Source organism: Streptomyces chengmaiensis (genome assembly GCF_029846775.1).
Classification (GTDB): domain Bacteria; phylum Actinomycetota; class Actinomycetes; order Streptomycetales; family Streptomycetaceae; genus Streptomyces; species Streptomyces chengmaiensis.
The window spans coordinates 20,000-30,767 of record NZ_JARWBG010000067.1; the positions used below are offsets into that span (position 1 = coordinate 20,000).

Here is a 10,768-nt window from a genome sequence, read left to right on the forward strand (position 1 = left end):
CAGGCTATGTCTTTGTGAACGCGTGCACAAAGATGGTGTCCGCTTTGTCCGAGCAAAGTGACCGGGGTCACGCGATTCGATCGCCCGCTCCTGGAACCGCGAGCCGCGCCGACCCGTTGACCACGCAATGCGGGCACAGCCGTACACACTCCTCACGATGACACCCCCGGACTTCCCACTCTGCCCTGTGCCCATCGCATTCCGATAGAGCCGCGGAGCGAGCCCCGACCCGCCAGGGAGAACCGGGCAAAACGCCCTCAAGGGTACCTGCCCCGCGGGGCTGGAAACGGACGCTCACGCTCCGTGCACGCCTCGGATCCATACGCGCCCGGCCCGTACGCGCCCGACCCCTGAGAGCCCGGACCATACGCGCCCGACCCCTGGGAGCCCGGCCCGTACGCGCCTCAAGCCGCCAGCGCCCGGCGCAGCCGGCCCGCGTCCACGCGCCAGAAGGTGTGCTGCTCGCCGTCGACCAGGACAACCGGAATCTGCTCCCAGTAGGCGCGGTGCAGCGCCTCGTCCTGAGTGATGTCCTTCTCCTCCCAGACCGCACCCGTCTCACCGCACACCTCCTCAATCACAGCCCGCGCATCGTCACAGAGGTGACACCCCGGCTTCCCGATCAGGGTGACCAGCCGCTCCCCGGCCTTCTTCTTCGTACGCCGCAGCACAGGACTCATACGCCCATTCTCCGCCCGCGCGGACCGGGCACGGGAACCGCTGCCGGGTACGCACCGAATCACCCGTTTAACAGACGCGCCTCGCAGAGTTCACGCCGCCGCATCCCCGCGACTCGGGAACTGCCGAACAGACTGGCTATGCTCGCCACATGGCCGCACTGGGATGGCTCACCCCCCGTAGGCGCTCCGCCACCGCACGGAGCGTCCTCGCAGGCGAGGCCGCGGCCGAGGCCGCGCGCAAGTCGTCGCGGGAGCTCGAGGAGCTCCAGGCCCTTCAGGCGCGCGAGGCCGAAGCGGAAGCCGCGGAGGAACCGGAGTTCCCCGTGGCCGGGGACGAGCGCGCCGCGGCCTTCTTCGACCTCGACAACACGGTGATGCAGGGCGCCGCGCTCTTCCACTTCGGCCGGGGCCTGTACAAGCGCAAGTTCTTCCAGCGCCGCGAGCTGGCCCGCTTCGCCTGGCAGCAGACCTGGTTCCGGCTCGCCGGGGTCGAGGACCCGGAGCATATGCAGGACGCCCGCGACAGCGCGCTGTCCATCGTGAAGGGCCACCGCGTCTCCGAGCTGATGACGATCGGCGAGGAGATCTACGACGAGTACATGGCCGACCGCATCTGGCCCGGCACCCGCGCCCTCGCCCAGGCCCACCTGGACGCGGGGCAGAAGGTGTGGCTCGTGACCGCGGCCCCCGTCGAGACGGCCACGATCATCGCCCGCCGCCTCGGGCTGACCGGAGCGCTCGGCACGGTCGCGGAGTCCGTCGACGGCGTCTACACCGGCAAGCTGGTGGGCGAACCGCTGCACGGACCGGCGAAGGCCGAGGCCGTGCGGGCCCTGTCGGCCGCCGAGGGCCTGGACCTGTCACACTGTGCGGCCTACAGCGACTCGCACAACGACATCCCGATGCTGACGCTCGTCGGCCATCCGTACGCCATCAACCCGGATGCCAAGCTGCGCAAGTACGCGCGCGAGCGCGACTGGCGGCTGCGGGACTACCGCACCGGCCGCAAGGCGGCCAAGGTCGGCATCCCCGCGGCCGCGGGCGTCGGCGCGCTCGCGGGCGGCACGGCGGCCGCGGTTGCGCTGCACCGCCGCCGACGCTGACGCTGACGCTGACGCACCAGGCTCGCGCCCCTGCCTCCCGACCGGTGCCGCCCCGTCGGCGCGCCGCGCCGCATCCCGCCCGAAGAGGCCCGGCGAACCGCTTTCCGGGACCCGCACCCGTGTCCGGCCCCCGCGCCCCTGATCCCGTACGAAAGCGCACCCTGACACGCGGCCAATCTCGGAGCCTTACCCCCGTGCACCCCCGGCCAGTCCTCTTTTCTGCGCGCGGCCACAAGCGACCGCCCGATGAGACAGATCACGAAGTATTTCGATCAACAACCGTTCACAATGCGCTACTTGATCCGCCGCGTAGGCGTAACAGAAGCGACGGAAACGATGATTTGAGCAACTGGGTGTAGCACTGCCTGTACGAAGCGTTATTCTCCTCAGACGCATGACGGACGTCACCTGTCCCCACGACGGGTGAACGATCCCTCACTGCACGTGATGGAAGCTCTGCCTCTGGGAGTCCCGTGTACCCACACGTCGGGGTTGACGCCTCGGGCCTGGCTACGCTGCGCGCGACGGTCCTCGACTGCCTGCGCGGCTTCGTCCCCACCGCGTACGCCGTCCCCGCATTCGCCATGCCCCGCCTCGCCGCAAGCGGTGGCCCCGCCGCCCCCTGCTATGCCCTGGCCGACGGCCGGGCAACTGTGGGAAGACGCGGCCGGGGCGCACTCGGCGGGGCCGGCACGTCCACCACAGCCCGCCGCCCCAACGCCGACAGCGACAGCGCCCGCATGATGGAACTCGTCGAGCGGGCGCAGGCCGGCGAGGCCGATGCCTTCGGCCGCCTCTACGACCAGTACAGCGACACCGTCTACCGCTATATCTACTACCGCGTCGGCGGGAAGGCGACCGCCGAGGACCTCACCAGCGAGACGTTCCTGCGCGCCCTGCGCCGCATCTCCACCTTCACATGGCAGGGCCGCGACTTCGGCGCCTGGCTGGTCACCATCGCCCGCAACCTGGTCGCGGACCACTTCAAGTCCAGCCGCTTCCGCCTGGAAGTGACCACCGGCGAGATGCTCGACGCCAACGAGGTCGAGCGCAGCCCCGAGGACTCCGTCCTGGAGTCCCTCTCCAACGCCGCCCTGCTGGAGGCGGTCCGCAAGCTCAACCCGCAGCAGCAGGAGTGTGTGACTCTGCGATTCCTCCAGGGCCTGTCCGTCGCCGAGACGGCCCGGGTCATGGGCAAGAACGAGGGCGCGATCAAAACCCTCCAATACCGGGCCGTGCGCACCCTGGCCCGACTGCTCCCGGACGACGCCCGCTGAGCCGCCTCCGACCATCACATCGCCACCTACCCGTCCGCATGCGACCGATGTCCACCCTTCACTAACTCCTCAACTCACCGTCGGTGACGCCCCGATGACGCACTGGTCCGATCATCTTTCGCGCGTAACCCAAGTGCCGCGCCGCTCGTTGTGCGGGATGCAGGCTCCCTGTGGTTACGCCCTGCCCGCGTCCACTCACTCATTCGTGTGGATGTGTTCAAGGCGTGCAACCTTCCAGATCCCCTGGGGAGTCGATCGTCATGACGAGAGGAGGTGCCGCCAGTGATCGCGAACGTTTCGGCGCACCGGCGGGCGAACGCCTTCGCCCAGGCCTTGGAAGACCGGGCGGCCGAACAGCCCATGGGACCCGAGGCGCCGGACGCGGAGTCGGACGCCGCAGCCCCGGTGGGCCGGGCCGAACACGGACGGCTGCTGGCGCTGGCGGCCAGCCTCGGCGAGCTGCCGAAGCCCGAGCTGGACCCCGACGTCAAAGTGGTGCAGCGGGCCCGGCTCGTGGCCGCCATGGAAGAGATGTTCGCCGCAGGCGGCGCTTCCGAGGGCCACACGGTCCCCGAGCAGCGCCAGTCGGGCCGCGGCGCCCATCGGGCGCTCCGCAAGCTGCGGCCGCGCTCCCGCTGGTCCAAGGGCCTGGCGGCAGGCGGCCTCACGGTCGGCGTGGCCGCGGGAGCCTTCAGCGGAGTGGCCGCCGCCAGCTCCGACGCCCTCCCCGGCGACTCGCTGTACGGCCTCAAGCGCGGCATGGAGGACTTCAAGCTCGGCCTGGCGGACGACGACTCCGACCGCGGCGAGCTCTACCTCAACCACGCCTCGACCCGCCTCGGCGAAGCCCGTCGGCTCATGGAGCGGGGGCGCGCCGGCGATATGGACCATGAATCGCTGAGCGAGGTCCGCCGGGCGCTCAACGGCATGCGCCACGACGCCTCGGAAGGGCATCGGCTGCTCTCCGCCGCCTATGCGCGGGACGGCTCGATCGGCCCCATCGCCGCCCTCGACTCCTTCTCCCGCTCACACCGCGACACCTGGCTCGGTCTGCGCGAGCGGCTACCCGCGCAGCTCACCGACGTCGGCAATGAGGTCAGCTCGGTCTTCGACGCCATAGAGCAGGAGGTCGAGCCGCTGGAGTCGCTGCTGCCGCGCGCCCCGGAGACGCAGAGCAGCGTGCAGAGCCGCCCCGGCTCCACTCAGGACGCACCCGGCGTCGGCCACACCTCAACCGACGGCCGTACGTCCCCGGCCGCGCCGTCCTCCGGCCATGAGGAGTCCGTCGACGAGGGCGGACCCGGCCCGTCGGGCTCGGGGTCCGGCTCCGCCTCACCCCAGGAGGAAGGCCTGCTCGGCGGCAACACCGGCGGTCTGCTCTCGCCGCCGAACACCTCGACCTCGGAAGGCCCGTCCGAGAGCGGATCGGAATCGCCGACGCCCGAAGCGGACGTCACGCTCCCGCCGCTGCTGCCGGGAATCCTCCCCGGTCTCGGCATCGAAGGCGACAGCGAGCAGTAGCAGCGAGAAAGCGGCAAAGGGTGGGCCTCCTCCCGGGAAGCCCACCCTTTTCACAGCCGTACACGCCTATACGCGCCCATATACGCCAGAAGAACGCATCGGAAGACATTTGGAAGACAGGAACAACAGAGAAAGACTCAGAAGAACACAGACCGGCGCTGTACGAGGAGCTTGTAAAGCGTGTGCTGGATCTGCTCCCGCACCTGATCGGTCAGGTTGAACATCAGCATCGGGTCCTCGGCCGCCTCCGGCGGATAGCCGTCCGTCTGGATCGGCTCCCCGAACTGAATGGTCCACTTCGTCGGCAGCGGCATCGCGCCCAGCGGCCCCAGCCAGGGAAACGTCGGCGTGATCGGGAAGTACGGAAAGCCCAGCAGGCGCGCCAGCGTCTTCGCATTGCCGATCATCGGATAGATCTCCTCCGCGCCGACAATCGAGCACGGCACGATGGGCGTTCCCGCCCGCAGCGCAGTCGAGACGAACCCGCCGCGCCCGAAGCGCTGCAGCTTGTACCGCTCGCTGAACGGCTTCCCGATGCCCTTGAAGCCCTCCGGCATCACCCCGACGACCTCGCCCTGCCGCAGCAGCCGCTCGGCGTCCTCCGCGCACGCCAGGGTGTGCCCCGCCTTCCGGGCCAGCTCATTGACCACCGGCAGCACAAAGACGAGATCCGCTGCGAGGAGCCGCAGATGCCGCTGGGCCGGATGGCTGTCATGCACGGCGACCTGCATCATCAGCCCGTCCAGCGGAAGCGTCCCCGAGTGGTTCGCCACCACGAGCGCGCCGCCGTCCGACGGAATGTTCTCGATGCCCTTGACCTCCACCCGGAAGTACTTCTCGTACAGCGGGCGGAGCAGGGACATCAGCACCTGGTCGGTCAGCTCTTTGTCGTAGCCGAACTCATCGACCTCGTAGTCGCCTGTGAGCCGCCGGCGTAGGAACGCCAGGCCGCCGGCGATCCGCCGCTCCCAGCGATCGGGCCGCGCCTCCGCCTCCTGACCGTCGACGGGGGCCGGCCCCTGCTCCGTCTCCGTCTCCGTCTCAGCGCCGTACGGCCTGCTCTGCTCGGTCCGGGGCCGCGCTGCCCCGGGCAGCGGGCTCACGGCGGCCTCACACACCGGCGCCACCCCCGCGGCCGTGTCGGGTGCGGCTGTTCTGCGGCCGCTGGACGGCTGATGGGGACGCCGCCGGGCGCCGCCGCCACCGCGTTGCGGGCCACTGCGCGGCGCGCCGCCGCGCGAACGGTCGTCGTCGAAGGGAATGACCTTGGCATCCGCCATCGTTGGCTGCGCTCCTTATCCGGCTGTGCGACCGTCGGGCTGTGAGCTGTGACCCCCGGCTGCGCGCGCCGTCGGCAGGCCCGCCGCGACCCGGTCGACCGCCGCGGCGACTGCCTCAGGGGGCAGCAGCCCGGGCTGTCGGCTGCGCGCGAAGTCCGCGAAGGTCTCCGCCGTCGTGTACCTGGGGTGAAACCCGAGCGTCTCGCGCATCTGCACGGTGCTGACGACCCGCCCATGTGTCAGCAGGCGGATCTGCTCGGGCGAGAAGTCCGTGACGCCGATCGTGCGCAGCACCGAGCCGAACCTGGTGACGGCCGGCAGCAGCAGCGGCAGCGTCGGCCGTCCGAGCCTGCGGGAGCACTGGGACAGCAGCAGCACGCCGTCGCCGGCCACATTGAACGTGCCGCTGTTCAGCGTGCCCCGGCGCGGCTCGTGCAAGGCGATGCGCAGCACGTCGATCACATCGTCCTCGTGGACGAACTGCAGCCGCGGGTCATAGCCGAACACGGTGGGCATGACGGGCAGCGAGAGGAACTCGGCGAGCGGGGAATCCGCGCGCGGCCCGAGGATGTTCGCAAAGCGCAGCACGCACACGGCGACATCCGGCCGGCGGCGGGCGAATCCCCGCACGTACCCCTCGACCTCGACCGCGTCCTTGGCGAATCCGCCGCTCGGCAGCGATTTGGGCGGAGTGGTCTCGGTGAAGACGGCCGGGTCCCGGGGCGCCGAGCCATAGACGCTCGTACTGGATTTCACCACCAGCCGTTTCACCGTCGGCGATTTCTGGCACGCGCCGAGGAGCTGCATCGTGCCGATGACATTCGTCTCCTTGACGGAGGTGCGGCCCCCGGCCCCCAACGGCGTGCCCGTGACATCCATATGCACGACGGTGTCCACGGCATGTTCGGCGAGAACCCGCCCTATCGTCGGCTGCCGGATGTCCGCGCGGACGAAGTCGGCGCCGCCCAGATGATGCTCGGGCCTCAACACGTCGACGCCGATGACCCGGTCCACCTCCGGGTCGCGCTGTATCCGCCGTACGAGACGACCTCCCAGCTGCCGGGCCACCCCGGTGACGAGCACGACCTTGCCCAAGATCAGCGCCTCCCTCAGGTCCTGTGCGTCACCGTAGCGCTTGGGTGTTGCACTGTGATGACCACCCGGCGCAGTTGTTGCCGCTTCCGTGGCTTGATCGCCGTATCCCAGCATTGCACCCGGCCTGACGGGACGGCGGCCGCCCGGAAATGCACCATGGCCCTCCCACCCGTCTGGTGGAAGGGCCACGGCGGCACGAACGGCTCTCGCCGAGCGTGCTTACTTCTTGTTGCGACGCTGAACGCGCGTGCGCTTGAGCAGCTTGCGGTGCTTCTTCTTGGCCATCCGCTTACGCCGCTTCTTGATAACAGAGCCCACGACTACCCTCGCTCACTTCTCGGAACACCCCGCGTCAGCGGGGATCTCGGTGCGGGGCGTCTGGGCCCACACGACCTACGTCGGCCTAGCCTACCTGCCGCCGAGTGAGGGACGTAATCCGAGGGCAGCCATCCAGCCCCGCTATCCGGCTTCCACCCCCACATAGGACTCGCGGAGGTAGTCGTGAACCGCCTGCTCCGGAACCCGGAAAGACCTCCCCACCCTGATCGCCGGCAGATGACCGCTGTGCACCAAGCGATACACCGTCATCTTCGACACTCGCATGACCGTGGCGACTTCCGCCACGGTCAGGAACACGACCTCGTTAAGAGGCCTCTGGTCTGCAGCCATGACCCACCTGTACCTTCCGCACCCGACGCACACCGGCTTCCCCTCCGGTGACTCTTCGTCGTTGTGCGCTCACTCCCCAGACTAGGGGCGGGTGGTGCGAGTGGGGAAGAGGAGCAGCCATCGGCCGCCTACTGTGACAGACACGCTCGATTGAGTACATAGCGCGTCAGCGGTCGGTAGCAATCAGACCGCACAGCGTCATCAACCGGAACGGCCAGGGACACACGCCCCTCCGCCTCTCCGACGAACAGGGCTGGATCGTTCACATCGGCCAGGCCTATTGCATCGATACCCAGCTGACCTGCGCCGCAGACCCACCCATGGTCACCCACCACCAGTTCGGGCAACGGCCCGCGGGCGGCTGCGACCCCGGCCAGGGCCACCCGAACCGGCAGGGGCGAGTGGGTGTGCGCGCCGGCATTGCCCCCGTGCTCCCGCGTGCCCGGTTCACGCAGGAGCGCGACGCGCCGTACGTACACGAGGTTGTACGTGCGTACGCCGAACCGGGTCGTTATGTCGACACATCGCCCCTGCGCGGGTGTGAGGACGGGACAGCCAGCCGCCGACAAAGCGTCTGCGAGATCGGCGTAGAAGCCCAGCAGACGGTGCGGATGCCCGGTTCCGAACAACACGGGAGCGCGGCGCCCGGCCGCCTCCCCGAGGCGGTCCGCGAAGGCGTCGAGCCCGGCGAGCGTCAGCTCCGGGTCGATGACATCGGGCCCGGTGACCTGGGCGGGATCCGCGGAGACCCCGCACTTGTCGGCCATCAGCGCGATCAGATCCCGCTCGGCCCACGCCCACTCGGGATCGAGCCCCAGGGTGACGCGCGGATCGCCGGCGGCGAACAGCCGATAACTGCGCAGGCTTTGCTCTCGCGTCGTGGCCACTTCCCCGGCCAGCCGGGTCTCCAGCAAATGCGCCCGCAGCGCCCCGGTGCTCAACACCTTCCCGATGCTGCCGTAAAGGGGACAGCGCCACGCGAAAAGCCCGTATTACCCCCGCAATTGGCCTAATAACGCAGCATGGGAGTTCTCGGCCCTGTGGCGCGCGGGCGCCGGCCGGCCCGCGCCGGGCAAGCGGCTCCCCTACGCCAGCAGCCCCCGCAGCGGATACACCGCACGCCGCGTCGCCAGCACCGCCTGGTCCACCCGGTCGCCCGGGTCGTACCCCTCACCCCACGGCCGCCACCGCACCGGCCACCGCCCGTCCGTCATACGTCCCGGCGCCACCGTGCGCGTCCGCGCGTACACCTCGTCCCGCCAGGACGCCGGGATCACGGACTCCGGCTGCACCTCCGCGTGGCCGACGATCCCCACCAGATGCGTCCAGGATCGCGGCACCACATCCGTCACGGCGTATCCGCCGCCCCCAAGGGCCACCCACTTCGCACCGTCCACGTGGGTGTGGGCCAGCTCATGGCAGGCCATCTGCACCGCCCGCTGCGCGTCCAGCGACACAGCCAGATGCGCCAACGGGTCCTCGAAGTGCGTATCGGCCCCGTGCTGTGTCACCAGCACCTGCGGCCGGAAGTCCGCCAGCAGCTCGGGCGCCACAGCGTGAAACGCCCTGAGCCACCCCTCGTCCCCCGTGCCCGCCGGCAGCGCCACATTCACCGCGCTGCCCGCCGCCGCTCCCCGGCCTCCGGTCTCCTCCGGCCAACCGGTCTGCGGAAAGAGCGTACGAGGGTGCTCATGGAGCGAGATCGTCAGCACTCGCGGGTCGTCCCAGAACGCCGCCTGCACCCCGTCCCCGTGATGTACGTCGACGTCGACGTACGCGACCCTCTCGGCCCCCAGCTCCAGCAGTCGGGCGATCGCCAAGGACGCGTCGTTGTAGATGCAGAACCCGGACGCCGCCCCCGGCATCGCATGGTGCAGGCCGCCGGCGAAGTTCACGGCGTGCGCGGCTTCACCGCGCCACACGGCCTCCGCCGCCCCCACCGACTGACCTGCGATCAACGCGGACGCCTCATGCATCCCCTTGAACGCAGGGTCGTCCATCGTCCCCAGCCCATACGCCTGGTCCGCCTCGCGCGGATCAGCGGAAGCCGCTCGCACGGCCGCCACATAGTCCTCACGGTGGACGAGTCTGAGCGTCGAGTCCCCGGCCGGCTTGGCCGCCGCCACATCGAGCGCACGGTCCAACTCGTACGCCCGCACCAACCCGATGGTCAGCGCAAGCCGCACCGGATCCATCGGATGGTCTTTCCCGAAGTTGTACTTCGTGACTGCCTCGTCCCACATCAACAACCCGCGGCCGCTCATGCTGGCCACCGTATCGGGCCGCCGCCTGCATGACCTTGCGGGTCACACGAGTCACACCAGCAGCCCCAGCAGCTCCCGCATCCCGCGGAAGTAACCCTGCGCTCCCGGCAGCTTCTCGGCAGAGGTCATCGCGGTGAGCCCGTACACATCCATCCCGGCCGCCCTGGCCGCCTGCACCCCGAGGGGGCTGTCCTCGACGACGACGCACCGCTCCGGGGCGGTCCCCATCCGCTCGGCCGCATGGAGGAACAGATCAGGGGCCGGCTTCCCCCGGCCCACATCCTCGGCGCTGAAGACGTTGCCGCCCTTGAACCACCTGTCGAGCCCGGTCTTCCGATGCCCCACCGCGATCCGCTGATGGCTCCCTGAGGACGCGACACAGTACGGCGTCTCATCGGCCACGAGTTTCTCCAGCACCTCGGTCACCCCCTCGACGGCGACCAACTCGCGTTCGAACGCGGCGAATACCCGTGCATGGAACGTCTCGTCGAAGTCATCGGGCAGCGAGCGCCCGGTCCGCTCCCTCACGAGGTCGTGTATGCGGTGGAGCGCAGAGCCCATGTAGTCACGGAGCGAGTCCTCGTACGAGGTGGGGTGCCCCAGCTCGGTGAGGTAGCCGGCCAGGATGACGTTGGATATCGGCTCGCTGTCGACGAGCACACCGTCGTTGTCGAAGATGACGAGGTCATAGCGCATGACCTGAACCCTAAACGCAGAAGAGCCCCGCACCATGACGGTGCGGGGCTCTCCCTCAAAGATTGTTCGGCGGCGTCCTACTCTCCCACAGGGTCCCCCCTGCAGTACCATCGGCGCTGAAAGGCTTAGCTTCCGGGTTCGGAATGTAACCGGGCGTTCCCCTAACGCAATGACCACCGAAAC

11 protein-coding genes and 1 rRNA gene are annotated in these 10,768 nt (G+C 69.4%); 3 read left to right on the forward strand and 9 right to left on the reverse strand.

Annotated elements, in window-relative coordinates:
- Positions 1-404: 404 nt before the first annotated feature.
- A complete protein-coding gene (locus QCN29_RS32760) occupies positions 405-680 on the reverse strand; it encodes a glutaredoxin family protein (protein ID WP_279932715.1) in 276 nt (91 codons plus the stop codon).
- Between the two features lie 149 nt (positions 681-829).
- Here QCN29_RS32760 and QCN29_RS32765 point away from each other — a divergent pair, with 149 nt between their 5' ends.
- The 3 genes from QCN29_RS32765 (at position 830) to QCN29_RS32775 (ending at position 4,581) form a co-directional block, all read left to right on the forward strand.
- Positions 830-1,783 (forward strand): HAD family hydrolase, encoded by a 954-nt coding sequence (locus QCN29_RS32765; protein WP_240135488.1) that lies wholly within the window; start codon positions 830-832, stop codon positions 1,781-1,783.
- A 473-nt stretch (positions 1,784-2,256) separates the two neighbouring features.
- Positions 2,257-3,060 carry an ECF subfamily RNA polymerase sigma factor, BldN family gene (locus tag QCN29_RS32770; protein WP_279932717.1) on the forward strand — a complete coding sequence of 268 codons (804 nt, stop codon included), beginning with the start codon at positions 2,257-2,259 and terminating at the stop codon, positions 3,058-3,060.
- Positions 3,061-3,342: 282 nt separating this feature from the next.
- A complete protein-coding gene (locus QCN29_RS32775; protein WP_279932718.1) occupies positions 3,343-4,581 on the forward strand; it encodes a DUF5667 domain-containing protein in 1,239 nt (412 codons plus the stop codon).
- Positions 4,582-4,718: 137 nt separating this feature from the next.
- Here QCN29_RS32775 and QCN29_RS32780 read toward each other — a convergent pair whose 3' ends face one another.
- The 8 genes from QCN29_RS32780 to rrf form a co-directional block, all read right to left on the reverse strand.
- Positions 4,719-5,861, reverse strand: a complete 1,143-nt coding sequence (locus QCN29_RS32780; RefSeq protein ID WP_279932719.1) for a lysophospholipid acyltransferase family protein — start codon at positions 5,859-5,861, stop codon at positions 4,719-4,721.
- Between the two features lie 15 nt (positions 5,862-5,876).
- A complete protein-coding gene (locus QCN29_RS32785) occupies positions 5,877-6,956 on the reverse strand; it encodes an NAD-dependent epimerase/dehydratase family protein (RefSeq protein ID WP_279932720.1) in 1,080 nt (359 codons plus the stop codon).
- A gap of 219 nt (positions 6,957-7,175) precedes the next feature.
- A complete protein-coding gene (locus QCN29_RS32790; protein ID WP_003948845.1) occupies positions 7,176-7,274 on the reverse strand; it encodes a 30S ribosomal protein bS22 in 99 nt (32 codons plus the stop codon).
- Between the two features lie 141 nt (positions 7,275-7,415).
- Complete coding sequence (locus QCN29_RS32795) at positions 7,416-7,625, reverse strand: helix-turn-helix domain-containing protein (protein WP_240135493.1); 210 nt, start codon at positions 7,623-7,625, stop codon at positions 7,416-7,418.
- Between the two features lie 128 nt (positions 7,626-7,753).
- Positions 7,754-8,569, reverse strand: a complete 816-nt coding sequence (locus QCN29_RS32800; protein WP_279932722.1) for a phosphatase — start codon at positions 8,567-8,569, stop codon at positions 7,754-7,756.
- Positions 8,570-8,710: 141 nt separating this feature from the next.
- A complete protein-coding gene (locus QCN29_RS32805; RefSeq protein WP_279932724.1) occupies positions 8,711-9,889 on the reverse strand; it encodes an acetoin utilization protein AcuC in 1,179 nt (392 codons plus the stop codon).
- 51 nt (positions 9,890-9,940) lie between these two features.
- Positions 9,941-10,585 carry an HAD family hydrolase gene (locus QCN29_RS32810; protein WP_279932725.1) on the reverse strand — a complete coding sequence of 215 codons (645 nt, stop codon included), beginning with the start codon at positions 10,583-10,585 and terminating at the stop codon, positions 9,941-9,943.
- 64 nt (positions 10,586-10,649) lie between these two features.
- A 5S ribosomal RNA gene (rrf, locus tag QCN29_RS32815) occupies positions 10,650-10,766 on the reverse strand.
- Positions 10,767-10,768 lie beyond the last annotated feature (2 nt).

Excerpts from the sequence above, each read along its gene's own strand:
- QCN29_RS32780 (WP_279932719.1), bottom strand. The coding sequence starts at position 5,861 with ATGGCGGATGCCAAGGTCATTCCCTTCGACGACGACCGTTCGCGCGGC.
- QCN29_RS32760 (WP_279932715.1), bottom strand. The coding sequence starts at position 680 with ATGAGTCCTGTGCTGCGGCGTACGAAGAAGAAGGCCGGGGAGCGGCTG.
- QCN29_RS32795 (WP_240135493.1), bottom strand. The coding sequence starts at position 7,625 with ATGGCTGCAGACCAGAGGCCTCTTAACGAGGTCGTGTTCCTGACCGTG.
- QCN29_RS32810 (WP_279932725.1), bottom strand. The coding sequence starts at position 10,585 with ATGCGCTATGACCTCGTCATCTTCGACAACGACGGTGTGCTCGTCGAC.
- QCN29_RS32805 (WP_279932724.1), bottom strand. The coding sequence starts at position 9,889 with ATGAGCGGCCGCGGGTTGTTGATGTGGGACGAGGCAGTCACGAAGTAC.
- QCN29_RS32765 (WP_240135488.1), top strand. The coding sequence starts at position 830 with ATGGCCGCACTGGGATGGCTCACCCCCCGTAGGCGCTCCGCCACCGCA.